The organism is Paractinoplanes deccanensis (assembly GCF_016862115.1).
GTDB lineage: Bacteria > Actinomycetota > Actinomycetes > Mycobacteriales > Micromonosporaceae > Actinoplanes > Actinoplanes deccanensis.
This window is the reverse complement of record NZ_BOMI01000002.1, coordinates 22,760-48,331: the sequence shown is the minus strand read 5'-3', so window position 1 is coordinate 48,331 and position 25,572 is coordinate 22,760. Positions and strand designations below refer to the sequence as shown.

At 73.0% G+C, this 25,572-nt stretch carries 21 protein-coding genes and 1 riboswitch; of the genes, 9 read left to right on the top strand and 12 right to left on the bottom strand.

From position 1 onward, the window contains the following. Positions 1 to 7: 7 nt before the first annotated feature. The 10 genes from Ade02nite_RS00325 to Ade02nite_RS00280 all read right to left on the bottom strand — a co-directional run bounded on the left by Ade02nite_RS00325 (position 8) and on the right by Ade02nite_RS00280 (position 10,657). A complete protein-coding gene (locus Ade02nite_RS00325; RefSeq protein ID WP_203759321.1) occupies positions 8 to 802 on the bottom strand; it encodes a metallophosphoesterase family protein in 795 nt (264 codons plus the stop codon). A 6-nt stretch (positions 803 to 808) separates the two neighbouring features. Then, complete coding sequence (locus Ade02nite_RS00320; RefSeq protein WP_203759319.1) at positions 809 to 1,459, bottom strand: hypothetical protein; 651 nt, start codon at positions 1,457 to 1,459, stop codon at positions 809 to 811. Between the two features lie 31 nt (positions 1,460 to 1,490). Then, a complete protein-coding gene (locus Ade02nite_RS00315; RefSeq protein WP_203759317.1) occupies positions 1,491 to 3,698 on the bottom strand; it encodes a DUF4132 domain-containing protein in 2,208 nt (735 codons plus the stop codon). Between the two features lie 383 nt (positions 3,699 to 4,081). Beyond that, positions 4,082 to 5,329, bottom strand: coding sequence for a DUF6745 domain-containing protein (locus Ade02nite_RS00310; RefSeq protein ID WP_203759315.1), 1,248 nt, complete (start codon positions 5,327 to 5,329; stop codon positions 4,082 to 4,084). Positions 5,330 to 5,340: 11 nt separating this feature from the next. Further along, positions 5,341 to 5,658, bottom strand: a complete 318-nt coding sequence (locus Ade02nite_RS00305) for a DUF8820 family protein (protein ID WP_203759313.1) — start codon at positions 5,656 to 5,658, stop codon at positions 5,341 to 5,343. Positions 5,659 to 5,695: 37 nt separating this feature from the next. Further along, a complete protein-coding gene (locus tag Ade02nite_RS00300) occupies positions 5,696 to 6,583 on the bottom strand; it encodes an STM4011 family radical SAM protein (protein ID WP_203759312.1) in 888 nt (295 codons plus the stop codon). Further along, on the bottom strand, positions 6,580 to 7,878 hold the full coding sequence (locus tag Ade02nite_RS00295; RefSeq protein WP_203759310.1) for an STM4012 family radical SAM protein: 1,299 nt from the start codon (positions 7,876 to 7,878) through the stop codon (positions 6,580 to 6,582). Before Ade02nite_RS00295 ends, Ade02nite_RS00300 begins: the two co-directional genes overlap by 4 nt. Next, entirely contained in the window at positions 7,875 to 8,672 is a 798-nt protein-coding gene (locus tag Ade02nite_RS00290) for an STM4013/SEN3800 family hydrolase (RefSeq protein WP_203759308.1), read from the bottom strand. Before Ade02nite_RS00290 ends, Ade02nite_RS00295 begins: the two co-directional genes overlap by 4 nt. After that, complete coding sequence (locus tag Ade02nite_RS00285) at positions 8,660 to 9,736, bottom strand: STM4014 family protein (protein ID WP_203759306.1); 1,077 nt, start codon at positions 9,734 to 9,736, stop codon at positions 8,660 to 8,662. Before Ade02nite_RS00285 ends, Ade02nite_RS00290 begins: the two co-directional genes overlap by 13 nt. Further along, positions 9,737 to 10,657 carry an STM4015 family protein gene (locus Ade02nite_RS00280; protein ID WP_203759304.1) on the bottom strand — a complete coding sequence of 307 codons (921 nt, stop codon included), beginning with the start codon at positions 10,655 to 10,657 and terminating at the stop codon, positions 9,737 to 9,739. It abuts the gene before it with no gap. A 141-nt stretch (positions 10,658 to 10,798) separates the two neighbouring features. Between Ade02nite_RS00280 and Ade02nite_RS00275 the strand changes: the two genes are divergently transcribed. The 6 genes from Ade02nite_RS00275 to Ade02nite_RS00250 all read left to right on the top strand — a co-directional run bounded on the left by Ade02nite_RS00275 (position 10,799) and on the right by Ade02nite_RS00250 (position 20,998). Then, complete coding sequence (locus tag Ade02nite_RS00275; protein WP_239168403.1) at positions 10,799 to 11,728, top strand: helix-turn-helix domain-containing protein; 930 nt, start codon at positions 10,799 to 10,801, stop codon at positions 11,726 to 11,728. After that, positions 11,725 to 12,264 (top strand): dihydrofolate reductase family protein, encoded by a 540-nt coding sequence (locus tag Ade02nite_RS00270; RefSeq protein WP_203759302.1) that lies wholly within the window; start codon positions 11,725 to 11,727, stop codon positions 12,262 to 12,264. Before Ade02nite_RS00275 ends, Ade02nite_RS00270 begins: the two co-directional genes overlap by 4 nt. A 74-nt stretch (positions 12,265 to 12,338) precedes the next feature. Beyond that, the gene (locus Ade02nite_RS00265; protein WP_203759300.1) at positions 12,339 to 12,779 is read left to right on the top strand and encodes a hypothetical protein; all 441 of its coding nucleotides are present in this window, start codon (positions 12,339 to 12,341) and stop codon (positions 12,777 to 12,779) included. 16 nt (positions 12,780 to 12,795) lie between these two features. After that, complete coding sequence (locus tag Ade02nite_RS00260) at positions 12,796 to 14,181, top strand: EAL domain-containing protein (RefSeq protein ID WP_203759298.1); 1,386 nt, start codon at positions 12,796 to 12,798, stop codon at positions 14,179 to 14,181. A gap of 4 nt (positions 14,182 to 14,185) precedes the next feature. After that, positions 14,186 to 15,040: a phosphotransferase gene (locus tag Ade02nite_RS00255; RefSeq protein ID WP_203759296.1), complete on the top strand. Its 855-nt coding sequence runs from the start codon at positions 14,186 to 14,188 to the stop codon at positions 15,038 to 15,040. 165 nt (positions 15,041 to 15,205) lie between these two features. Next, positions 15,206 to 20,998, top strand: a complete 5,793-nt coding sequence (locus Ade02nite_RS00250; protein WP_203759294.1) for a ThuA domain-containing protein — start codon at positions 15,206 to 15,208, stop codon at positions 20,996 to 20,998. A 49-nt stretch (positions 20,999 to 21,047) separates the two neighbouring features. Here the strand turns inward: Ade02nite_RS00250 and Ade02nite_RS00245 are convergent, their stop codons facing one another. Continuing rightward, complete coding sequence (locus Ade02nite_RS00245) at positions 21,048 to 22,238, bottom strand: aminotransferase class V-fold PLP-dependent enzyme (protein WP_203759292.1); 1,191 nt, start codon at positions 22,236 to 22,238, stop codon at positions 21,048 to 21,050. A 34-nt stretch (positions 22,239 to 22,272) separates the two neighbouring features. Beyond that, positions 22,273 to 22,389: riboswitch (SAM riboswitch) on the bottom strand. Between the two features lie 58 nt (positions 22,390 to 22,447). Between Ade02nite_RS00245 and Ade02nite_RS00240 the strand changes: the two genes are divergently transcribed. The 3 genes from Ade02nite_RS00240 (at position 22,448) to Ade02nite_RS00230 (ending at position 24,862) form a co-directional block, all read left to right on the top strand. Beyond that, the gene (locus Ade02nite_RS00240; protein ID WP_203759290.1) at positions 22,448 to 23,224 is read left to right on the top strand and encodes a DUF1684 domain-containing protein; all 777 of its coding nucleotides are present in this window, start codon (positions 22,448 to 22,450) and stop codon (positions 23,222 to 23,224) included. An 82-nt stretch (positions 23,225 to 23,306) separates the two neighbouring features. Then, positions 23,307 to 24,377: an FAD-dependent oxidoreductase gene (locus tag Ade02nite_RS00235; RefSeq protein WP_203759288.1), complete on the top strand. Its 1,071-nt coding sequence runs from the start codon at positions 23,307 to 23,309 to the stop codon at positions 24,375 to 24,377. Continuing rightward, positions 24,374 to 24,862, top strand: coding sequence for a flavin reductase family protein (locus Ade02nite_RS00230; protein ID WP_203759286.1), 489 nt, complete (start codon positions 24,374 to 24,376; stop codon positions 24,860 to 24,862). Before Ade02nite_RS00235 ends, Ade02nite_RS00230 begins: the two co-directional genes overlap by 4 nt. On the opposite strand, the gene Ade02nite_RS00225 is transcribed toward Ade02nite_RS00230, so the two are convergent. After that, on the bottom strand, positions 24,851 to 25,537 hold the full coding sequence (locus tag Ade02nite_RS00225; protein WP_203759285.1) for an aspartate/glutamate racemase family protein: 687 nt from the start codon (positions 25,535 to 25,537) through the stop codon (positions 24,851 to 24,853). The genes Ade02nite_RS00230 and Ade02nite_RS00225 overlap by 12 nt on opposite strands. Between the last annotated feature and the right edge of the window lie 35 nt (positions 25,538 to 25,572).

Below are 25,572 nucleotides of genomic sequence, written 5' to 3'. Positions count from 1 at the left end.
AAATGGATCATGTCGTGAGGACGACGGCGCGGGCGTCGACGTTGACGACATGCCCGTCGCCGAGGGCCGCCACGGGCTCGTCCCAGTGCACGTGCCCGCAGAACGTGATCGCCGGCGCCCGCTTCTCGAGCGCGCCCCGCACGGACTCCCGGCCGAGCTGACCCGCCCGGTCGCCGGTCGGGCCCTCGTGCAGGAGCAGCACATCCGGCGGCGGCGCGGTGAGCCTTCCGAGGAGGGTCAAGAACTCCTTCTCGGTACGCCGCAGAGCGCGCCCCGGGTCACCGACGATGCCCGAGACGCCGGCGACCGTGACACCGCCGAACCCGCGACGGTCACCGTCCAGCAGCGCGACGTCCGGGCCGAGCTCCGCCACCTGCGCGGCGGTCACCTCGTCGTGGTTGCCGGCCACCCCGAGCACCATCGGGCAGCCCGCCGCGGCGAACGCCAGCCACACGTCGAGGACGCCGCCGGACGCGCCGCGCTTGTCGGCGCCGGGCGCCGAGTAGAGATCGCCGGTGAGCAGCACGCCGACCCGGTCGGCCGGCGGCAGCAGCCCGCTCTCGGCCCACACGCCCAGGTAGTCGGCGAGCGCGATGCCGAGCAGCCCCGGGTCGCCGCCGAGCGGCGAGGGCGCGACGCCTTGCAGGTCCCCGGCGACGAGCAGAGCGTCACAGCCCGCCGGGAGGGCGTCGACCGGCAGCCGGGCCACGCCGAGCTGCACATTGTGCGGGACGCCGCCGGGGCCGGCCGCCCGGTAGGGGATCGCCGCCAGCCGCTCCGCCCGGGTGCCGGCCAGTCGCATCGGCCGCTACTCCACGACGCTGCGGTAGAGGAACCGCCACTGCGGCAGCGCAGCGAGCTTGCCGCGTACTTCGTCGGGCCGGTCGAACTTGTCGACGAAAAGCAGGTAGCGGTACTCGGGGAAGTCGGGCTCCTGGTAGTACGCCTCGTCGCCGTCGCGCAGGTCGTTGGACTGGAGCCGGAGCTTGCCGTTGCCGGCCGGCGGGCGGGCCGCGAAGTAGACGCCGCGGTAGTCGCTCTCGTGCCTGACCCATTCGACCCCGAGGGCCTCGGCGAGCCTGCCGGGCTGGTCGTAGTCGCTGACCCGGCCCTCGTCGAACGGCGCACCCGTCTCGGCGCTGCGGCCGGTGACCGAGCTGCCCTGGAACCCCATGTCCAGGTCGGGGTAGAGCTCCCGCATCCGGTCGCGGAACCGGCCGGCGAACTCGCGGAACTGCCCGAAGTCGCGGAAACCGTAGGGGACGCCCTGCGGCTGGCCGGACGGCGAGCGCGACCCCGGCGACGGCGCGCCGCCGCCCGCGGCCGTGGGGCGGCCGCCCTGGAACGCCTCGCGCGCCTGGCCCTCGCCCTGCCGCACACTGCCCGGCCGCCCGCCTCGCCCGCGGCGGCCCCGGCCGCCGTCGCCGTCACCGCCGTGACCGCGGGATCTCGGAGTCAACGCTCGCCTCCATCGATGTCGGCACCCGACCTTAGCGGTGCGGCGCCAGCCGGTAGAGCTCGACCAGAACCTCCGACAGCGCGGCCGGGTCAGCGGCGCCCAGGGGCGTGGTGCGGGCGAGCTGCCAGTGGTCGGAGGCGGCGTCGTCCAGCCAGATCTCGGTGATCCGCTGGGTGGGCGCGTTGGTGGCGAACATCGTCACCCCGGGGTCGATCTCGACCACCAGGGCGTGACCGTCCGGCAGGGTGCGGTACAGCTGGGTGTGCAGGCGGTTCGCGCTGGAGGAGCTGTTGCCCAGCCAACGGTCCTTGCGCAACTGATCGAGGATCTCCTCGGAGGACACGGGGCCGAAGCCGGGGAGGCCGGTGGCGGCCCGCTGCTCGCCGGTGAGCCGGACGGCGGGCCGGTTGATCTGCGGGAAAGGCTGCACGATCTCGTAGTCGGCGAAGATCTGCGACCAGCCGGCCAGCTCGTCCGCGGTGAGCTCGGCGGGGTGCACGATCACCAGGGGAGCGTCGTCGCCGACGGGCGCGGTGGTGTCGTCGACGTCGGCGAAGGTGCCGTCCTCGGCGATGCGCAACGTGCGGGCCCCGGGCTCGGCCCACACGAGGCGGCGGGCGAGCGGGCCGAGGATCGGGTGGGGGAGCAGCACGTCGCGCACGTGCCGCGCGGGGCGGGGGCGATGCGCGAGCATGTCGCGTTCCAGGCGCGCGATCTGGCTCGACGCGGTCGTCCGGAGATCCTTCTTCAGCCGTACGAAATGCTGGTGACCCTCGGGTCTGGTGTCCCTGACGCCCGGCTTCGGGGGCCGTGCGAGCCGGCGGCCGGCGGCGTCGACGGCGTACAGGGTGAGATGGTCGTCGACCTCGACCGTGAACGCGCGCGGCCCGTAGTCGAGCGTGACGCCGCCGTCGAGCCCATGCGTGACGGCGAGGCGGTCGGCCAGCTCGGTGACGGTGAGCCCGCGCCGGGCGGCGGCCTGCGCGAGGTGCACGAGGGCGCGATCGTTCATCGGCCCGCCCACCATGTTCTCCTCGATGGCGAGCAGATGGCGCAGCGCCACGTCGGTGCCGGCGGTGGCCAGCACGGCGAGCCCGTCGACGGCCCGCTGCCAGCGGCTCTGCGCCGGCCACGCCCGCACGAGGGGCCCGAGCTTGTCCATCGTGGCGTCGTCGCCGATGTGCGCCTGGCAGAGCACCACCCACGCCCTGGCCGCGGGCATGCCGTCGGCCAGCCAGTCGTCGAGCAGCTCCCGCCCGAACCGCGCGAGGCGCGCGGGCTCGTGGGCGGCGAAGAGGGCAGCGGCCTCAGGGTCGGGCGGGTGCACCAGCGGCTGCGCGGCCGCGGACGACTCGACCGCCAAAGGCCGACCGCTGCCGGCCGGCGCGGGATCGCCGGGTGGCGCGGGGTTGCCGGGTGGCGCGGGATCGCCGGGCGGCGGTTCGGGCGGATCGGCGAGGCGGGAGCGGGCCAAGGCGTCGATCAGAGGAGAGATCTCGTCCGCCGGCAGCGCGTCCTTGGGCGTGCCGAGGGCCGGGTTACGGACGGGCTCCGGCAGCCGGCGGGTGGGCGTCGGCAGCTCGCGGGTGGGCGGGAGCTCCAGCAGGGCGCCGACGGCGGCGAGCGCTTCCGCCCCGTACCCCTCGGCGGTCTTGAGGACCAGCTCGCCGTGACCGGTCGCCGTCAGGTGACGCAGGGCGTCCTCGGCGTTCTGGCGTGCCTTGCTCGCCCGGCCGACCGCGGCCGGGATCAGCGCCCGCGCCGCCGCCTCGGCGTGCCGGTCCAGCCACAGCCGGGCCCACAGCCGCGCCGACCCGAGATGCCGCAGCCACCCGGCCACCAGCGCGGCCGGCTCCGGCCCCCGGAACGGCAACAGCAGCAGGCCGAGCCGGTCCGCGCTCTCGGCCGCGTCCCGCAGCGCGAGCCCGAGCGCGTCCAGCCCGAACCGCGCGACGGCCACCTGCCCCAGATCGACACGCTGCCGGACCCGCACCAGCAGCGGCGTCCCGAGCAGCGCCCGCGCCGAGCCCTCCGGCCCTTTCGCGAAGAGCCACGCCACCTGCTCCGGACTGAGATCGGAGAGCCGGTCCGCGCCGGTCACCGCCCGCACCCAGTCGGCCTGTTCCCGCCCGTGATCGAGCGCCCCGGCCCGGGCCAGCCAGCGCTCCCGCTCACCGTCCTCCCAGACCATGACGGTGGGATCCGCGCATTCCAGCCCAGCGATCGCCTTGCGCCCCATCGCCACAGACCTCCGCTCGTACGCTTCCGCACGCCTCCACCGCCACCCGGAGAACGCGCAGGGACCGTACCGAAGTGGATGCCACGCCTCGACGGAGCCCTGGCGCCCGGTCGGCGCGGGTCAGCCCGGAGAGACCGGCGGCGAGTCTTCGGGCGGGGGCAACGAGATCGTGGTGACCGCCTGCCCGCGTGACGTGCCGCCTGCCCGCGTGACGTGCCGCCTGCCCGCGTGGCGTGCCGGCCGCGCCGGCCACCTGCTGGCCGTGGCGGCCGTTGCCGTCCTGGTCGCGCTGAGCGTGCGGGGCGCTGGCCCTTCGCCACCCGGCGGCGGTGTGGCGGCCGGCAGGCGGATGGCGGCGCACGGCCGAGCGTCGCCGTGGGATGTCAGGTCTGGACCACGGGTTGGTATTCGTCGGCGGTGAGGCCGAAGGTCCAGGCGACTCCCTCGCGGGCGGAGCGGGTCTCGGGTGGGACCCGGAGCCAGTAGACGCGGCTGGTGCCGTCGGGCTCGGGGGTGGAGTTGACCACTTCGACCATGACCAGGGGCTCGTCCCCGGGGAGGTCGAGGTGCCACAGCGTGCCGGTCTCGTCGGAGCCGAGGTTGCGGGCGCCGGCCTCGCGCAGGTAGCGCTCGTAGCCGAAGTGTTCGAGCATGACCCGGCGGAGCTCGGCGTTCTTCTCCTTTCGGATGCGGGCCACGGTGAGGGTGGGCAGCTCGGCCACCAGCTCCGGCGGGATCGGCATGCCCCGCCACGCCCAGAGGCCGTAGCCGTCGGGGAACTCCATGGCGGGCCCCTCACCGCGGTGCAGCCGGCCCACGTTGTCGCGGGTCACGACGGTGGGGCGCTCGGTCAGCACGGCGTAGCGCTCGGTCGCCCACCACCAGCCGGCATGGCGGGACACGTCGGCCAGCCCGGCGAGGCCCGCCATCAGACCGGCGTCCGGCGCCAGGCGGTCGGCCGCCTCGAAGGTGGCGAGCCACGTGCCGTCGTGCTGGCCGTAGATGGCGTCGAGGACCGCCGTGCGCATCGGCCTGCCCGCGCCGCCCGGGAAGGAGGCGGTGAGGTCCTCGCTCAGGCGCAGGCGCAGTCGTCCCGCCACCAGGTCCATCACCAGCGGCCACGACCGGCGCCCGGCGGCGGCGCTGAGCTGCGCCCACCCGTCGTTGCCCAGCGCCTCGGCGGCGGCCTTGCGGGCGGCGGCCCACGGCTCGGTGCGCACCCGGCGGCGCATCGACGGCCCGGCAGGCGACCCGGGCGTCCAGCCCTGGCGCCGGAGCTCGGCGTGCACCTCACCGAACCAGTCGGAAGACACGCCGGGAACAGCGGCCGAGGGCGAGGCGGGCCTGTCCGAAGCAGCGCCGGGTGAGGAGGTGGAGCCGTCCGGCAGGGCGCCGGTCGCGGACGAGCCGGGTGGCGTGGCGCCGGCGAGCAGGGCGGCGGCGGCCGCGCCGGCGCGCGGGGAGCCGAGCCAGAAGATCTGCTCGGGCGGGGTGGCGCCGGCCAGGCGGTAGGCCTCGCGGACGCCGGACTCGGCGGCGGCGCGGTCGGCCGGGCCGGTCTCCATCGCGGCGGCCAGCCACTGGTCCTCGATGGCGGCGGCCATGGCTTCCTGGGCGTGGGTCAGCTGCATCGTGCGGCCTCTCAGTCGGCGACCGGGCGGAAGGCGCCGGGGATGTACTCACGCTGGCGGACCACGCGGTAGTGGCCGGCCGGCAACGAGATCGGGCCGTGCTCCTCGTGGCTCACCCGGCCGTGACTGGGCACCTCGACGAACATGCGCTCGGGATCGTCGACGTCGGCCAGCAGCCGCAGACCGGGGCCGCCCACCACATGCGCGTGGCCGGTCGCCTCACCCCGCGCCAGAACCATCCGCCCGCGGCGATCGCGCGGCACGGGCGCGCAGGCGGGCACCTCGCTCTCGGCCACCGGAATGATCAGCACGTCACCCTGCCTGTACATCGAGCCTCCCCGCTCATCGGCCTCAGTGGAACGAACGCTATCGGGTGGGTACGACACTTTTCGGCGCCCGCGAGGGTGGCCAGGCGGCGGGGATGCGCTCGAGGAGGCCGTCGGCGTACACGTCGCGCAAGTGCAGGGGTTTGAGGTGGATGTAGCCGATGTGGCAGTCGCACAGGGCGTTGCTGCAGGGGCGGGGCCGCAGCGCCGCGCGCCAGCTGCCGTCGTACAGGTTGCCTATCGGGGTGGGGATGAAGTGGCAGCGGCGGACTGTGCCGTCGCCGAGGACGGAGATGGCTGTCTCGCCCGCGTGGCAGGGCAGGCCCAGCGACGGGTGAGGGCGGACGCTGTCGGGGAAGCGCGGGTCGAGCTCGGTCCAGCGGCGTTCCTCGGCGGTGGTGTAGACGTGGCCGTCGGCCGCGTTGACCCACAGGTAGACCGTCGGGGGCAGGGCCGCGCGCAGGGCCACGGCCTCGTCGTGGTGCTCGGGGAGGCCGACCACGCCGACCGAGTAGCGGACGCCGAGGTCGTCGAGCTCGCGGCAGCGGTCGAGGAAGCGGGACCGGGTGACCTGGCCGGGGTGGTAGGTGCACCACAGGGCGGCGACGTCGCGGTCGGCGCCGGCGAGCCAGGCCGTACGGGTGGCCAGGTTGGTCTGGATCGCGACGCGCGCGACGTGGGGCAGGTGGGAGAGGCGCACGATCGCGTCGCGGTACCAGGAGCGGGTCAGGCCCTCACCCCACGGCGTGAACAGGATCGACAGCCGGCGGTCGGTGGTCGTGGCGGCCCACTCCACGAAGCGGGCGAGGTCGGCACGGTCGGCGCGCAGCAGCTCGGGCGGGTCGACGCGCTTGGCGAACGGGCAGTACGGGCAGTCGTAGTTGCAGCTCGCCAGCGGCCCGCGATAGAGCACGTAGAGGTCGTTCATCGCGTGACGTACGCCCCCATCGCCTCGCGGACCGGCCCCGAGACCAGCCACGGCCCGATCGCGTCGGAGTGGGCCAGGCCGTCGGCGGTCAGCGCCGTCCCGTCGAGCCAGCCCCTGTCCACCAGCTCGCCGAGCTGCGGGAAGTCTTCGTCGTGGCGGGTGCCGAAGCGTTCGCTGTACGCGGCGGCGTCGACCCCTTCGGCGCGCAGCAGCGACTTGAGCAGCCAGCGGCGGCGCTGTTCGGCGGCGTCGAGCCGGAAGCCGATCTCGGCGTACCGGAAGTCGGAGGCCGGCCGGGACAGGTAGTCGTCGATGACCGCGCGGACCTCGGTGACCGAGACGGCGTAGTCGAACGAATAGTGCAGATCCGAGGTGTACGAGCGGGCGCCGCACCCGAGCCCGACCGTCCCGTCGTCCTGGCAGCAGTAGTCGGGCCCCTCCGGCACCGGCGCCCCCGCGAGCCGGAACTGCCGCATCGAGTGCTGGACGTAGCCCGCGCTGGTGAGCACCTCGACGGCCTGCGCGTACAGGTCGAGGCGTTGCCTGTCCCAGTCGGCGCGGGCGTGGGCGCGCCGGCCGAGACCGGTGAGCGGCCGCACGTACAGCGGGTAGAGGTAGAGCTCCTCGGGTCTGTGGCGCAGCGCCTCGTCGAGCGAACGCTGCCACGTCTGGGCGGTCTGGCCGTCGATGCCGTAGATGAGGTCGACGTTGAGCACCGGGATCGCGGCCTCCCGGATCGCGGCGAGCGCGCGCTCCACCTCGGCCAGGCGCTGCGGGCGGCCGGCCGCGCGCGCCTCGGCACCGAGGAAGCTCTGCACGCCGATGCTCACTCGGGTGGTGCCGTGCCCGGCCAGCACGGCGAGGCGCTCGGGGGTGGCGGTCGCGGGGGACGTCTCGACCGACAGCGGGACGCCGGCCGTGCCGAAGACCTCGCCGACGATGGCGAAGAGCCGCTCGAGCTCGGGCGCGGTCAGGTAGGTCGGCGTGCCGCCACCGATCGCGAGCCGGGAGAACGACGCGCCGGGGGAGAGGCTCTCCCGCACGGCCGTGGCCTGCCGGCGCAGCTGGGCGAGGTAGGCGGTGACCTGCTCGGCGGGCGGGTTGGCGCGGGTGAACAGGTTGCAGAAGCCGCACCGCATCTCACAGAACGGCAGGTGCACGTAGCCGAAGAGCGAGTCCTGCGGCTCCTGGGCCCACACCTCGCTCAGCGGGGGCCGCGGGTCGAGCCGCCGGTACGCGGTCTTGTGCGGATAGGCGTACAGGTAGCCCTGGTAGGGGGAGTCGTCGAGTCTCACGCGGCGTCCAGAACGAAATCGGCGTACGGCACTGTCCACACGGCCTCGTGCGCGACTCGGTGGCCGATGTGGCCGTCCTCGCCGTACAGCGTGCCGTGGTCGGAACAGATGATCACTTGGCAGGGTCTCCCACGGCTCGTCACGAGGGCGAAGAGCCGCCCGAGCAGGCCGTCGACGTAGGCCAGCGCGGCGGCGTGGGTCTCCAGCCCGTCCTCGGTCGCGCCGGGCACGTAGTGCTTGTTGGGCTGATGCAGCGCGGCGACGTTGAGGAAGGTGAACAGCGGCCGCGCGGCCGGCAGCCTCGCCACGATCGCGTCGAGCCGCGCGAGCTGAGCCCCGAGGCAGTCCGGTGCGGTCACCCCGAATGCGCTCTCCCAGTACGCCTCCGCGAACAGCCCCGGCAGCACGCGCCCCAGCGGCGCGCCGGGGTTGAAGAAGCCGACGCCGCCCAGGCACACCGTGTGGTAGCCGGCCGCGGCGAGACCGGTCGGCAGGTCGGCGGCGTCGAAGACGTACGTGCGCGGGCCACTCGTCTCGCTGCCGGCGAACCGGGCCGCGAACAGGCGCTCGTGCGGCCCCGGCGTGACCGGGGTCGGCAGGAAACCCGCGAAGAACGCCTGATGCGCCGCATAGGTGAAGGTGGCGGGGCTGTGCCGCCTCTCCCACACGCCGCCGGGCAGCACCTTGGCCAGCTCGGGCGTGCGCCCGCCGGCCAGGCACGCGGCGGCCACGTCGTAGCGCAACGTGTCGAGCGTGACGAAGAGCAGGTCGTGACTGCCGATCAGATCGCGCACGGCACACCCGCCCAGCCGCCGGCGATCGCGGCCACCTGCTCGCCGTACGTGTCGAGGCCGTCCGCCAGCACGCCCGGCAGCAGGTCGCCGAACGCGTTGACCTCGGCGACCGCGTGGGCGCGCCAGCCCGCCCGGAACATCAGATCGACGCCGACGTGCAGCGTGCGCGGGAAACACCCGGCCACCCGCGCGCACGTCCGCATCGCAGCCTCCCACGCCTGGCCGCCGGCGGCGGCGCGCACGGCGGCCACGTCACCGCGGGCGTTGCCGAGATGCAGGTTGGTCATCGGGAACCGGCTCGTGCGGACCACGACATGACGCGGGCGGCCGGCGATCACGACCACGCGCAGGTCGAGGACCCGGTCGGCCAGGGCGGCCTTGGGGAACCACCGCTCGACGTGCAGGCCGTCCGGGCCGAGCCGGTCCACGATGGACGCGACGGTGGCTTCGGAGTCGTATCTGCGCACGCGCAGGTTGTTGTAAAGCCTGCCCCCGCTGAGCTCGGCCGAGGTGACCGCCGTGACCCGGCTGCCGGCGGCCGCCAGGGCCAGCACGCCGGACGCCGACGATCCGAAGGCGGGCTTGACGAACACCCGGGGCCAGCCGGCCTCGGCCATCGCCGCGCGCAGCGACGCGTAGTCGTGCACTCGCGGCAGAGCGGGCGGCACCGGAACGTCCGCGGCGCTGAGCACGGCATGGCAGTCCGGCTTCGCCGTCATGGTGACGATGTCGGCCGGTCGGTTGAGCAGCACGCCGCCGCCCGCCTCGACCCGGGCCAGGGCCTCGCGCAACCCCGCGAACGCCGCCGCACCGCCGACGATCTCACCGTGCTCGGCCGGCCGGGCGGGACGGCCGCTGCCGAGCTCACGCAGCAGCCGGTCGACCTCGGCGTCCTCACCCGGCGAGTCGACGCGCACGAGCGTGCCCGGCCCGGGCACACGCCCGTCACGCAGCACGCCGAGCCACGGGAAGACCTCCGGCGCGGGCAGACCGGCCCGCTGCACGGCGGCGGCGAAGAGGGCGACCCGGCGATTGCCCGGGTTGCCGACGACGGCGAGCCGCATCTATTCGCTCACCACGGTGTAGCGGCCCCACCGGGTCTCGTCGAGCCGCTCCGAGACGTCGACGGCGACACCCGGCAGCTCGTCGACCACGCGCTGCGCCATCTCGGCCGACATGAAATGGTGGTGCAGGTCGAGCGTCTCGAGATGGGTGAGCGGCTGGCCCGCGAGCAGCGACTCGGCGCCCGCGTCGCCGAACACGCCGAGCGACAGGTCGAGCCGGGTGAGCCGGGCGACCACCGGGGCGGCGGCCACCGCGGCGGCCAGCTCCTCGACGATCTCGGCGTTGCACAGGCCGAGATGGGTGAGCGCCGGAAAGGCCCGCCCGCTCAGGATCGGCGCGAGGTCGTCGGCGCGCGCGTCACCGCCGTACGCGTCGACGCCCAGCCACAACTCCAGATGGGTGAGCCGGGGGAAGTCGCAGGCCCCGACGGCCCGGGCGACGGTGGCCGGCAGCCCGCCCGACTGGATGACGAGCTCACGCAGCCCTTCGTGCCGGATCGGGGTCAGCTCCAGCCCCTGGGCGCCGCGGACCCAGAACCGCTCCAGGGCCGGGAAAGCCTGAAGGAACGGGGTCACATCGGTCTGGTTGATCCACGAGATCTCGCACTGCTCGGAGCTCATCTCGCCGACGAACAGCGCCCGCAGCCCGCCGAGCCGCCCGGCGTTGCGAATGAGCAGCTCGAACGGGAACGGAGTGTCGTAGGCCGAGCCCCACTCGCCGACGATGAGCGCGGTCGGCCCGGACGGCCCGCTCAGCTTCATCATCTGCTCGAACGCGGCCTCGAACTCCTCGGCGCTCGCCTCGAAGTCCTCCATGTCGATGCGCCAGGCCACCGAGGCCGGATCGACCGGCTCGGTCGCGTCGTCGATCTCCACGACGGGCAGCCCGGCGAACGTCTTCAGGTGGTGGTGGATGGTCACGGGACTCCCTCGGCCGAAGTGACACCTTCCGGATCAGTGCCGAGAAGGTAGCAAGCCCCTACGACACTTCTCCGGCTCGCTCGGCGCGGTTGAGCAATAACGGTCAGGTGCTCCGGCGGCCCGGGCCGCGACAATGCCACGGTGACGAACGTACGGCGGGATCGGCTTCGTGAACTGCTCGACGCGGTGCTGGCGGAGAGCCACGACGGCTCGCTGACCGACATGGCCGGTGACGCGTTCGCGTCGCCGTTCCACTTCAGCCGTGTGCTCTCGCGCGAGGCCGGCGAGTCGCCCGTGGCGATGCGCCGGCGGGTGCTGCTCGAACGGGCGGCCTGGCAGCTGAAGGAGGGGTCGTCGGTCACCGACGCGGCGTGGGCGGCGGGATACGACTCGGCCGAGGGCTTCTCGCGGGCGTACTCCCGGGCCTTCGGTCATCCGCCGAGCCGGCCCGCCGAGCGGCACTGGCTGCCCGCGCCGAACGGCATCCACTTCCACCCGCCGATCTCGCTGTGGGTGGACGCCCACGAGCGCAGCGAGAACCCGCTCGTCGAGCAGCTCGTCCGCCACGATCTGGACGACACGGCGGCGCTGCTCTCCCGCGCCGCCGCGTTGGACGAGGCGGCGCTGCACGAGGTGCGCCTGCCCGGCGCGGTGGTGCTCGCCTGGGACGGCCCGGAGGAGACCTTGGCCGGCGTCCTGCACCACCTGGTCCGCGCCAAGGAGACGTGGCTGGCGTCGATCGACGGCCGGGACACCCCGCGCGAGGGGATGCGGGATGTCGCCGAGCTCGCCGAACGGCACGAGGCCGTCGCCGGCGCGTGGCTCGCGATGGTGCGCGACCTGGAGGGCCGCGGCGCCTGGAACGACCGGCTGATCGACGCGCTGTGCGATCCGCCGGAGAGCTTCGTGATGAGCAGCGTCGTCGCGCACGTGCTCACCTACTCCGCCCACCGCCGGCAGCTCGCGCGGCACATGCTGCGCGCCGCCGGCCACCCGGTGGGCCACGGTGATCCGATCATGTGGCTGCGCCGCCACCGCAACGAGGAGACGACAGGAGACGAACTCGCATGACCAGCACGATCTACTACGTGGCGAGCAGCCTCGACGGCTACATCGCCGACCAGCGCCATTCGCTGGACTGGCTGGTGAAACAGGAGATCGACAGACGCGGCCCGATGAACTACGAGGCGTTCATCGGCGAGGTCGGCGCGGTCCTGATGGGCGCGGCGACCTACGAGTGGGTCGTCGACCACCAGGCCCGCACCGGCGAGGGATGGATGTACACCCAGCCGTCGTGGGTCTTCACCCACCGTGACCTGACCCCGATGGACGGCGGCGACATCCGCTTCACCAGCGCCCCCGTCCCCGAGGTCCACGCCGAGGCGGTCAAGGCCGCCGGCGGCAAGAACCTCTTCGTCGTCGGCGGCGGCGACCTGGCCGGCCAATTCGCCGACGCGGGCCTGCTCGACGAGGTGCTCGTCAGCTACGCGCCGGTGACCCTGGGCGCCGGCGCCCCGCTCCTGCCCCGCCGCCTCGACCTGCGCTTGCGCGAGACGGCCCGCAACGCCGCCTTCGTCACGGCCCGCTACGACGTCGTACGCCCCTGATCGGCTTCCGGGAACGAGTGCGGCGACTCGAACGAACCGCGTGATGAGGCGCCGAGGCGGCCTATCATGCTGCGATGGCGCAGACGCCCGAGGAGTGGCTCGAAGTTCAGGCCGATCGTGCGCTGGCGCGGCAGCGGGCTCAGGCGGACACGGCCAAGCTGCTTGCCACGTTCGCTGCGGGGGTCGCGGGAGCGCTTGTGGCGACGGCCCTTCAAGTGGGCGCGCCCGAAGGGCTGGACTGGGCCTCGGCGTGGCTTCTGCTGATGACGTTCGTGGGTGTGCTGGCGGTGATAGCCGTCGACCGGGTGGCTGAGGCCGACCATGACAAGGTGCTCAGCCTGCGGGTGGTGCGGGGCTGGAGTCAGGAGGATCTGCTCGCCGAGTTGCGGGTGGCGGAGCTCAAGGCGGTCTACAGCAACGACGAGGTGGTGCGGGCGGTGCGGGGTGCGCTCGCCCTCCAACTGCTTCTCGCGCTGGCCACCGGCGTCGTCGCGGCCGCGTCGCTGCTGACGTGAGCCGTATATTGCAGCCATGAGTGACGACGGCGCTCCGGTGCGCGTCGTCGGGTGGGGCTGGTTTCGCCTCCCCGGCGAGCGGGGGCGCCTGGCGCGGGCCGAGGCGGCCGCCCGCCGCGCGGTCGAGGCGGTCCGCCAACCGGCGGAAGCCACAGCGGGAGAAGCCGGGGATGCCGGGGCGCCGGCGCACACGGACGCGTTGACCGGGCTGCCCAATCGGCCGCAGTTCCTCTCGCAGCTTGCCCGGCTGCTGGACGAGGCGCCGCGACGGTTGTGGGTGTTCCTGCTCGACCTGGACGGCTTCAAGGCGGTCAACGAGTCCCGCGGCCAGCAGGCCGGCAGCGAGTTGCTGATCCAGGTGGCCGACCGGCTGCGGGCGGTCCTGCCGGCGTCCAGCGGGCTCGCCCGGGTGGCCGGCGACGCGTTCGCCTTCACCTACGCCGGCATGGAGGCCGGCGCTCAGCGGCTGGCCGAGCAGGTCACCGCGCAGTTCGACCGGCCGTTCCCGGTGGCGGGCGGCGAGTTGACGGCCGGCGCGTCCGTCGGCATGGTGCCGGCGAGTGAGGAGTCCGACGCCGCGTCGCTGCTGCGGGACGCCGAGTCGGCCATGCACAGGTCGAAGGCTCAGGGCGGCGGCGGGGTCGCCGTGTTCGAGCCTTCCATGCGCGTCGACAGCGTGCCGGAGCCGTCCGCGCTGACCGCGCTGGCCGAGGGCAGGCTCGGCGTGACCTATCAGCCCGTCCTGCGCCTGAGTGACGGCCGGCTGCTGGGTGCGGAGGCGGTGGTGCGCTGGAGGCATCCGGTCCACGGGGTGATGGCGGAGGGCGCCTTCCTGATGTCCACTCTCGACGCCCCGGCGGTGCGGTACGTCGGGGCGTGGCTGCGGCGGGACGTGCTGCGCCGGCTCGCGCAATGGCGGTCCGACGGCACGGTGGACGACGACTTCGCCATGTCGGTGACCGTGGCCTCCGTCGAGCTGGACGATCCCGACTTCCTGGCGGGGCTCGCCGGCGATCTGGAACGGTTCGACGTGCCGGCCCGCGCCGTCATCTTCGAGGTGCCGGCGCCCGAGGCGGAGGCGCTGGCCCGGCTCTCCGCCCTGGGGGTCCGTGTGCTGGTCGACGCGTGGGATGCGGAGCGCTCCGCGATCGCTTCGCTGCGGCGGCTTCCGGTGGCCGGGCTGACCCTTCATCGTGTCGACGACGAGGACTATCTGCGGGAGCTGGCGACCGTGGCCCGAGAGGGCGCCAAGCAGTTGCGGGCGACCGGGATCGCGACCCACGCTCAGCGCGACCGGCTGGCGGCCTTCGGGTTCCAGGAGGGGCAGGGGCCGCTGTGGGATCGGGCGCTGTCGCCGGAGAGGTTCGCGGCGCGGTGGGGTGGAGGCGTACGACCGGGATGAGCCGATGAGGAGCAACGACTGGCACGACCCCGCGTGGGTGGCGGCCGCCCACGACTGGATCGCCGCGCATCTCGACGCGCCGGCGACCGGGCCCGTCGAGGAGGTCCGGGTGCGGCCGTGGTCGGTTTCGCTTCGGGTGATGACGGCGGCGGGGGCCCGGTGGTTCAAGGCGAACATCACGGGCTGCCGGTACGAGGCCGCGCTGGCCGCCGCGCTCGCGGAGTGGGTGCCGGGTCGCACGCTGGCGCCTCTCGCCGTACAGGAGGAGCTGGGGTGGCTTCTCACCGCGGACGCCGGGCCCACGATGCGCGATCGGGGCGACAGCGACTGGGTGGGTCTGCTTCAGGCGTACGCGTCATTGCAGCGTGACGTGGCTGGCCGGGCCGACCGGATGATCGAGCTGGGGGTGCCGGATCTGCGGTTGCCGGAGGTGCCGCTCATCGCCTGGCAGTACGGGGCCGACGTGCACGAGTGGTGCGACGAGCTGGCCGCCGACGGCATCCCGGCCACGGTGCAGCACGACGATCTGCACGACAACAACGTGTTCGCCGGGTTCCGGTTCTTCGACTGGGGTGACGCGAGCGTGGGGCATCCGTTCGGGTCGCTGCTCGTGGCGCTGGGCGTGGCCGGGCCGGACCGGGCGGAGCGGCTGCGCGACGCGTACCTGGAAGTCTGGTCCGATCTGGGGTCGATGCGGGAGCTGCGGCGGTCCGCCTCGCTCGCGTTCCGGCTGGCGCGGATCGGCCGGGCGGTGGCATGGCGGCGGGCGGTCGAGGGCGCGGCCCTGCCCGTCGAGGAGGACTTCCGGACCGCGTCCGACTGGTGGATCGAGCAGCTTCCGCAGCCGACCCTGATCTAGGGTCCCGCCGTCGGCGAGTGAAGCCCGCGGCTCCAATCTGGACGTTCTCGCACATAGACCACCGTACACCCTCGGTTATCAAACCGTTACATGGCGAACTCTTGCTTGAAACGAAGCACAGGGCCGAAGTTGTTTGTCCAAGGAGTAAACAAATTTCGATGCGGGATGGCTATTCGGCGGGCCGGACCGACCTGGACACAAGGAGACTCTGTGCCCCGTCGTCGCCTTCGACAAGTGCTCACCGCCGTTCTTTCCTCCTGCGCGGTCCTGGCCGTGACCCTGATCAGCGCGCCGGCCGCTCAAGCGGCGCCGGACGCCGCGGCCGCGGAGCCGTACTCCGTGCTCGTCTTCTCCAAGACCGCCGGGTTCCGGCACGACTCCATCCCGGCCGGCATCGCGGCCATCCAGAAGCTCGGCGCCGACAACGGGTTCACCGTCGACACCACCGAGGACGGCGGCGCCTTCACCGATGCCAACCTGGCCAAGTACCGGGCGGTCGTCTGGCTCTCCACCACCGGCGACGTCCTCGACGCGGGCCAGCAGGCGGCCTTCGAGCGCTACATCCAGGCCGGCGGCGGCTACGCCGGCATCCACGCCGCCTCCGACACCGAGTACAGCTGGCCCTGGTACGGCGAGCTGGTCGGCGCCTACTTCAACAACCACCCGGCCAACCAGCAGGCCACGGTGAAGGTCGAGGACCACGCCCACGCGTCCACCGCCTCGCTGCCGGACCGCTGGTCGCGCTTCGACGAGTGGTACAACTTCCGCACCAACCCGCGCGGCGACGTGCACGTGCTGGCCAGCCTCGACGAGAGCAGCTACAGCCCGGGCTCCGGCGCGATGGGTGCCGACCACCCGACGGCCTGGTGCCGCGACTACGACGGCGGCCGGGCCTGGTACACCGGCGGCGGCCACACCAACGAGTCGTACGCCGATCCGCAGTTCCTGTCCCATCTGCTCGGCGGCATCCAGACCGCGGCCGGGGTGGTCGACGCCGACTGCGGCGCCTCGCTGACCGAGAGCTTCGAGAAGGTCTCGCTGGACGGCAACACCAGCAACCCGATGGAGCTGGACATCGCCAAGGACGGCCGGGTCTTCTACGTCGAGCGCGACGGGCGCGTGCAGATCATCAAGCCCGACACCGGCCGTACGGTGACCGCCGTCGACCTCGATGTCTTCACCGGCAACGAGGACGGGCTCATCGGCATCCGGCTCGACCCCGACTTCGCCACCAACGGCTGGGTCTACCTCTACTACGCCCGCAACGACGGGACACCGCGCAACCTGCTGTCCCGCTTCACCGTCACCGGCGACAGCATCGACGTGGCCAGCGAGAAGGTGGTCCTGGAGGTCGGCACGCAGCGCAACACCTGCTGCCACGCCGGCGGCAGCATGACCTTCGACCGCGACGGCAACCTCTACCTGGCCACCGGCGACAACACCAACCCGTTCGAGTCGGACGCGTACACGCCGATCGACGAGCGGGCCGGCCGGCAGGACTACGACGCCCAGCGCTCGTCGGGCAACACCAACGACCTGCGCGGCAAGGTGCTGCGGATCCACCCCGAGGACGACGGGTCCTACACCGTGCCGGCGGGCAACCTGTTCGCGCCCGGCACCGCCAAGACCCGGCCCGAGATCTACGCGATGGGCTTCCGCAACCCGTTCCGGATCGGCGTCGACCCCAAGACCAACACCCTCTACGTCGGCGACTACGGGCCCGACGCGGGCACCGCCAACCCCAACCGGGGCCCCGAGGGCACCGTGGAGTGGAACATCGTCGGCAAGCCGGGCAACTACGGCTGGCCGTACTGCACGGGCGCGAACTACGCGTACAACGACTATCAGTTCCCGTCCGGGCCCAGCGGCGCCAAGTTCGACTGCGCGGCGCCGAAGAACGACTCCCCGAACAACACCGGCCTGACCGACCTGCCGCCGGCCATCGCGGCCACTGTGGACTACGACTACGGCGGCAACCCGCGCTTCCCCGAGATCGGTGGCGGTGGCGCGCCGATGGGCGGGCCGGTCTACCGGTACGACGCCGCGCTCAGCTCCGGCCGCAAGTGGCCGGCCTACTTCGACGGCAAGGCCATGTTCGGCGAGTGGAACCAGTCGAAGATGTACACGATGCAGGTCAGCGAGGACGGCAAGTCGCTGGTCGACATCAACCAGCTGCTGGCCGGGATGAGCTTCATCCGGCCGATGGACTTCGAGTTCGGCCCGGACGGCGCGCTCTACATGATCGAGTGGGGCAGCGGGTTCGGTGGCAGCAACGACGACTCCGGCGTCTACCGGATCGACTACGTCGCCGGCGACCGGGCTCCGATCGCGGCGGCCAGTGCCACCCCGACCTCCGGCCCGGTGCCGCTGACGGCCGAGTTCTCCAGCGCCGGCTCCCGTGACCCGGACGGCGGCGCGCTGACCTACGCCTGGACCTTCGGCGACGGCGGCACCTCGGACGAGGCCAACCCGACGCACACCTACACCAAGGCCGGCAACTACAACGCGCAGCTCACCGTGACCAACCCCAAGGGCCGCACCGCGGTGGCCAACGTGCCGGTGACGGTCGGCAACACCGCGCCGACGGTCGCCATCGAGTTCCCGCCGGACGGCGGCTTCTTCGAGTGGGGCGACCAGGTCAAGTACACGATCAAGGTGACCGACCCCGAGGACGGCACGATCGAGTGTGACCGGGTGCAGTTGCAGGTGCTGCTCGGCCACGACGAGCACGCCCACCCGCTGGAGCAGCACACCGGCTGCACCGGCACCGTGCAGACGGCGCTCGCGGCCGGGCACGGCGCCGAGGCGGACGTCTTCGCGGTCTTCGAGGCGACCTACACCGACGACGGCGGCGAGGGCGGCGCGGCCGCGCTGACCGGCCGGGCGATCGAGCAGTTGCAGCCCAAGCGCAAGCAGGCCGAGTACTACACCGCGACCGGCCGGGTGGCCGGCAGCACGGGCGGCGGCGACGCGGGCGTGCAACGCGAGACCGGCAGCGACCCGGCCGGCGGCGGCCAGAACATCGGCTTCATCGAGGACGGCGACTGGTGGTCGCTCGACCCGGCCAGCCTGACCGGCGTCGACGCCATCCGCTTCCGGGCCGCCTCGGCCGGGAACGGCGGCCAGATCGAGATCCGCTCCGGCGCGGCCGACGGGCCGCTGCTCGCCACGGCCACGGTGCCGGGCACCGGCGGATGGCAGACCTACACCGACGTCACGGTTCCGGTCACCGCCACCGAGACCGAGTCGCTGTTCTTCGTCGCCCAGGACCCGGGCGGCGGCACCGGCTCGCTGTTCAACATCAACTGGATGGACTTCCTGGGCCGGGGCGTCACCGAGAACGCGCCGCCGACGGTCAGCGCGGTCGCCACGCCGGCGAGCGGCACGGCCCCGGTCACCGTCGCCTTCGACGGCACGGCGACCGACGCCGAGAACGACACCCCGCTGACGTACGCCTGGGACTTCGGTGACGGCGGCAAGGCCGACACCCTGGACGCGACCCACACGTACAACACGCCCGGCAACTTCACGGCCACCCTGACCGTGACCGACAAGCGGGGCGCCAAGGCGTACGTCAATGTGCCCGTGAAGGTGGAGGCGCCGAACACGGCGTGCTTCGGGGCCCGCTCGGACGACTTCACCGGCGACGCCCTGAACCGCACGCGCTGGTCGGTGATCCGGGAGAACCAGACCTTCTCGGTCGGCGGCGGATCGCTGCGGCTGCCCACCATGGCGGGCGACCTCTACGGCAGCCGCAACGACGCGACCAACCTGGTCGTGCAGCCCGCGCCGAGCGGCGCCTGGCAGGCCACCACGAAGATCACCCTGCCGGTCACCGCGAACTACCAGCAGGCCGGTCTGATCGTGTACGGCGACGACGACAACTACGCCAAGCTGGATCTGCTCTTCAACGGCAGCCGGACCGTGGAGTTCATCCGCGAGACGGCCGGCACGCCGCGCAACGAGAGCGGCGACAGCCGGGCGGCGGCGGCCGGCGACACGTTCTACCTGCGCCTGATCAGCGACGGCACGAACCTCACGGCGCAGGCGTCGGCCGACGGGCAGACCTTCACGGCGGTCGGCCGCGCGGCCGCGCTGGCCGGCATCACGAACCCGCGGGTCGGCGTGTTCGCGCTCAACGGCGGCACCACCGCGCCGGTGGTGGACGCGGCGATCGACTGGTTCCAGATCACGCCGGACGAGCCGGCCGAGCCGGTGACGCCGTCCGACGAGTTCACCGGCGCGGCTCTCGACAAGTGCCGGTGGAACGCGGTCGTCCGGGAGGACGCGACGGCGTACCGGATCGCCGACGGCTCCCTGCGGATCGACACGCCGGCCGGTGACATCTACGGCGGGGGCAACACCGCGCCGAAGAACTTCATCCTGCAGAACGCGCCGTCGGGCGACTGGACCGTGGAGACGAAGGTCGACGGCAGCGCGCTGAACGAGCGGTACCAGCAGGCCGGTCTGATCGTCTACGGCGACGACGACAACTACGTCAAGCTCGACTACGTTCTCGACAACGAGGCGGGGCAGGCGGCGAGCCGGCGCATCGAGTTCCGCAGCGAGATCGGGGCGGCGGTGCAGGATCCGCAGCCTCAGTCCGGCAACCTGACGTCGGGGGTGTGGCACCTGCGGCTGGCCAAGGCCGGCAACACCTACACGGCGTCCTACTCGGCCGACGGTACGACGTGGACGGCGTTCCCGGCGCTGACCAACGCCGCCGTCTCGAAGGTGGGCCTCTACACCATCGGAACCGACCAGACCGCTGCCAAGACGGCGGCGTTCGACTACTTCCGTCTCACCGCCGCCAACGCCGACACCACCGCCCCGGTGACTTCGGCTTCGGTGTCGGGCACGCCGGTCGACGGCTGGCTCACCGGGGACGCCACGGTCACCCTGACCGCGACGGACGCCTCCGGCGTGGAGAAGACGGAGTACCAGGTCGACAACGCGACGGCCTGGACGGCCTACACCGCCCCGGTCGTCGTCACCGGTGACGGCTCGCACGAGGTGCGGTTCCGGTCGACGGACAAGGCGGGCAACGTGGAGGTGGCCAAGTCGGTCGCCGTCAAGATCGACACCACGGCGCCGCTGACGTCGGCCTCGTTCGCCCCGCCGAACGACAACGGCTGGCACGCCGGGGCCATCCCGGTCACGCTCACCGCGGCCGACGCCGGCTCGGGGGTCGGCAAGCTGGAGTGGTCGCTGGACGGGGGCGCGTGGACCGCGTACACCTCGCCCGTCGACATCTCCGGCGACGGCGAGCACGAGCTGCTCTACCGCTCCACCGACAAGGCGGGCAACGCGGAGACCCTCAAGTCGGCGCTGGTGCGCATCGACGGCACCAAACCGACTCTGCTGGTGGCCGGGGTGGCGCACGGACAGCTCTACGGCGACAGCCAGGACGTGCGCATCTCGTGGCAGGCGGTCGACCCGACCTCGGGCGTCCAGAGCACCGCGGCGACGCTGAACGGCAAGGCGTACACCAACGGGACTCTGCTGGCCCTGTACGAACTGCCGCTCGGATTGCACGACCTGACGGCGACCGCGACCGACAAGGCGGGCAACCGCACGACGACGACGGTCCAGTTCTACGTCACCACCTCGTTCCGGGACATGCAGAACCTGCTGGACCGGTTCAAGGCGACGAGCCGGCTCTCGGCCAAGGCGCACAAGGACCTGTCCAAGAAGCTGGACGAGGCTCGCAAGGCCGAGGCCGCCGGCAAGGACGACCGAGCCATCAAGGAGCTGAACGCCTTCAAGACCCTCGTGAAGGACGCGAAGCTGGTCACCGACACCGACGTCCGCGACACCTTGATCCGCGACGCCGACGCGATGATCGTCCGCCTCGGCGGCACGGCCAGCGCCGCCGGCGTGAAGGCGAACGACGGCAAGCCGGTCACGGGCGCCGGCCGCCTCGGCGGCGACCCGACCCGGATCACCCCGAAGCGCTGACGTCTTCCCGGAGCCCGTCCCGCTCATCGCGGGGCGGGCTCCGCCGTTGTCAGAGCAGGCGGAGGTCGTGCAGGGCGTCGACCAGGCGGGTGACGTCCTCGGCCGTCGAGCCCAGGCCGAAGCTGGCGCGCAGCAGGCCGGGCGCCGTCTCGCAGCCGGCGGTGGTGGCGGCGCCGGTCAGGCGGCGTACGAGGGGATGGGCGCAGAACTGGCCGGCGCGCACGCCGATGCCGTAGTCGCGGCCCAGCACCGCGGCGACGCCGGCCGGGTCGGGCACGGCGAACGAGACGATGCCGACGCGGGGCACCGCGCCGCCGAAGAGGGAGACGCCGTCGAGGCCGGCGAGCAGGTTCTGCTCGTGTTCGAGCAGGGCGGCGCGGTCGGCGCGCAGCAGGGCGTCGCAGACCGCGCCGAGGGCGACCGCGCCGATCAGGTTGGGGGTGCCGCCCTCGTGGCGCGCGGGTCCGGTGGCCCAGGTGACGTCGCCCGCGAAGTCGCCGACCGTGGCGCTCGCGCCGCCGCCGTACAGGTAGGGCTCGGCCTCGTCGAGCCAGTCCTGACGGCCGGCCAGCACGCCGGCGCCGAACGGCGCGTAGAGCTTGTGCCCGGACAGCGCGAGATAGTCGGCGCCGAGAGCGTCGAGATCCAGGGGTACGTGGGGAGCCAGCTGGGCGGCGTCGACGACGACCCGGGCGCCGTGCGCGTGGGCCACGTCGGCGAGCCGGCGCACGGGCCAGATCTCGCCCGTGACGTTGCTCGCGCCGGTCACGGCGAGCAGCGCGGGGCCGCGTACCGAGGAAAGCGCCTCGGCGACGGCCGCCACGGCGGCGCCGGGATCGGTGGGGGCCGGCAGGCGCAGCGGGGACGGCCAGGGCAGCAGGTTGGCGTGGTGCTCGCCGTCGAAGACGATCGTGGTGGTGCCCGGCGGCAGCGAGCGGGCGAGCAGGTTGAGCGCGTCGGTGGTGTTGCGAGTGAAGATCACTTCGTCGCCGGGGCGACAGCCGAGGAACTCGGCGACGATGTCGCGGGCGCGCTCGTACTCGAGGGTCGACTTCTGGGAGCGACGGCCCGTGCCGCGGTGCACGCTGCCGTAGAGCGGGAGCAGGTCGCGCACGGCGTCGGCCGCGACCCGCACCGCCGGGGCCGAGGCCGCGTAGTCGAGGTGGGCGAAGCGGACGTGACGGCCGTCGGGCAGGTCGACGGTCAGGTCGGCGCCGATGATGTCGAGCTCGTCGGACATGGTTGTGCCTCCGCGGGGTCGGGGACCCGCCACGGGTCCGCGCTTGCTCCCGTCGTCGTCGACGCGAGCCTGGTCCTCACCCGGGGCACCCCATCGCGAACGCAAGGGTTGCCGGCCAGCGAGCCGGGGCTTGACGCTGGCGCTCATGACCTGTGATCGAGATTAACACCCCCTATCTCCTACCGCGCAAGTAGGCTTATGGTCGTTGCATGACCAAGCATCTGTGGGACGCCTGGCACGCCGAGCACGAGCGTAAGCGCGCCGACCGCCACGGCTTCCTGGCCGTGACCAGCCTGAACTTCCTCGACGAGACGCCGCGCCGCTTCCCGGACGCGCCGGGCGCGTGGAGCACCGGACCCGGCGGCGTAGTGGTCGACCTCACCGAGGGCGAGTCGCTGACCGTCGACGGCACCGAGGTGACCGGGCGGCACAGCTTCGGCGTCCTGCCCGAGCGCGGCGGCGTCAGCGCGGGCTTCGGCGACGCCGTGATCGAGGTGGCCCGGCGCGGCGGCTTCGACATCGTCCGGCCGCGCCACCCGGACAATCCGCTGCTCACCGGATATCGGGGCACTCCCGCGTACGAGCACACCGAGAAGTGGGAGATCACCGGCCGCTACGTCGCGTTCGACGAGCCGCGGCAGGTGACGGTGGGCGCGGCCGTCGAGGGCCTGGAGCACGTGTACGAGTCGCCAGGCCGCGTCGAGTTCGAGGCGCTGGGCACCCCGCTCGCCCTGACCGTGTTCAACGGGCACACGCCGGGCGGCTTCTTCGCGCTCTTCACCGACGAGACGTCGGGCGTGACGACGTACGCGGCGAACCGGAGCCTGGCGATCGGCGCGCCCGCGGCCGACGGCACGGTGGTGCTCGACTTCAACCGCGCCACGAACCTGCCGTGCGCGTACACGGAGTTCGCGACGTGCCCGCTGCCGCCCGCCGAGAACAGGCTGCCGGTCGCCGTGGAGGCCGGTGAGAAGACGCCGGTCTAGACAAGGGGCGCCGCGGCGCTCGGCGTATTGTCGATCAACGGCCTGCGGGATCACCCTGCGCGACAACTGGGGGAATCACGCCATGACACTGGACGCGATCATCGTGGGCGGCGGCGCGATGGGCTCCGCCGCCGCGTGGCAGCTGGCCCGCGCCGGGGCCCGCGTGCTGCTGCTGGAGCGCTTCGAGCCGGGGCACACCCGCGGCGCCTCGCACGGCGCCTCCCGGATCTTCCGGCTGGCGTACGCGCAGCCCGACTACATCGGGCTGGCCCGCGAGGCGCTGGAGCTCTGGCGCGAGCTGGACCCGTCGCTGCTGGAGCTGACCGGCGGCGTCGACCACGGCGACCGCGCATCGATCGAGCCGATCGCGAACGCGCTGGCCGCGGCCGGCGTGCCGGGCCGGTGGCTGCCCGCCGCCGAGGCCACGGCGCGCTGGCCGGGACTGCGCTTCACCGGTCCCGTCCTCTTCCACCCGTCGAGCGGCCGCCTGCACGCCGACAAGGCGGTCGCCGCCCTGCAAGCGGCCGCCGCCGCGCACGGCGCCACGATCCAGCATGGGACGGAGGTCACCTCGGTTGCCGTACGGGGTGACGACCTCGCCGAAGTCGTCACCGCCGGTGAGACGCTGCGGGCACGCCGCGTGATCGTGGCGGCCGGTGCGTGGACGGCGAAGCTGCTGCCCGGGCTCCTGCCGCTGCGGGTCACCCAGGAGCAGCCGGCACACTTCGCGCCGGTCGCCCCCGGGCCGTGGCCCAGCTTCATCCATCACCACGGCGCCACCGCGGTGTACGGACTGCTCACGCCGGGCGAGGGTGTGAAGGTGGGCTTCCACGGGAACGGGCCGGTCGTGGACCCGGACACCCGCGACTACGCCGCCGAGCCCGGCCGGGCGGCGCGCCTGCGCGACTACGTACGCGAATGGATCCCCGGGGTTGACCCGGACCGCGACGCGCCGATCAGCTGCACCTACACCACCACGCCGACGTCCGATTTCGTCGTCGACCGGCGCGGGCCGCTGGTGATTGCCGCCGGATTCTCGGGGCATGGATTCAAGTTCACCCCGGCGATCGGGCGCCTCATCCGCGACCTCGCCCTCACCGGCGCGCCGGGCATGCCGAGATTCGCGATCGCCGGCGGACAGGAGACCCCATGACCATGCAGTCCGCGCTGGCACCGCAGCGCCTGCGGCGCGTCTTCGGTTCGTTCCCCACCGGCGTCACCGTCGTGGCCGCCCTCGTCGACGACGAGCCCAGCGGCCTGGCGGCCAACTCGTTCGTCTCGGTGTCACTCGACCCGCCGATGGTCTCCGTCTGCGTCGCGCACACCTCCACCACCTGGCCGACGCTGCGCCGCGCCGCCCGCCTCGGCGTCAGCGTGCTCGGCGCCCACCAGGAACAGGCCGGCCGTCAGCTCGCCGCCCGGGACGCCGACCGCTTCGAGTCGCTCGACTGGCGCACCACCGACGACGGCGCGATCTTCCTGGAGGGCTCCAGCGCCTGGATCGACTGCAGCATCGAACGGGAGATCCCGGCCGGCGACCACGACATCATCCTGCTGCGCGTGCACGACCTGGACGCCGACCCGGCCGTGCAGCCGCTGGTCTTCCACGGCAGCCGGTACCGGTCGCTAGCCCTCTGACAGCGCCCAGTCCAAGGCCGCCTCGACGTGCAGCAGCGTCGTGTCGTACACGGGAAGCGGACTGTCACTCTCGTCGAGCAACAGCCCGATCTCGGTGCACCCGAAGATCACCGCTTCGGCCCGCAGACCCTTCAGGATCGAGATGTACGCCTCGCGTGAGCGCTCGAGAACCAGCCCCTGGCACAGCTCCTCGAAGATGACCCGGTGCACCGTCTCCCGCGCGGCGGCGTCCGGAACCGTGACGCGCAGGCCGCGCTCCTCCAGCCGCGCCCGATAGAAGTCCTGTTCCATCGTGTAGCGCGTCCCCAGCAGGGCGACCTCCCGCACACCGTCGTCGAGCAGCGCCTGCGCCGTCCCGTCCGCGATGTGCAGCAGCGGAATGCCGACCGCGTCCTGGATCGCCCCCGCCACCCGGTGCATCGTGTTGGTGCAGAGCACGAGCCCCTCGGCGCCGGCGCTCTGCAGCTTGCGGGCACACTCGCCGAGGAACACACCAGCCTCGTCCCAGGCCCCCGCCACCTGCATCCGCTCCACCTCGGCGAAGTCCACGGTGTAGGTCACACTGTGCGCCGAGTGGAGCCCGCCGAGCCGGTCCCGCACCCCACGATTGAGCCGCTGATAGTAGTAGTCGGTCGATTCCCAGCTCATGCCGCCGAGCAGCCCCAGAACCCGCATGCCCCCATGCTCCCCGCACCGCGCCGGGCTGCCGA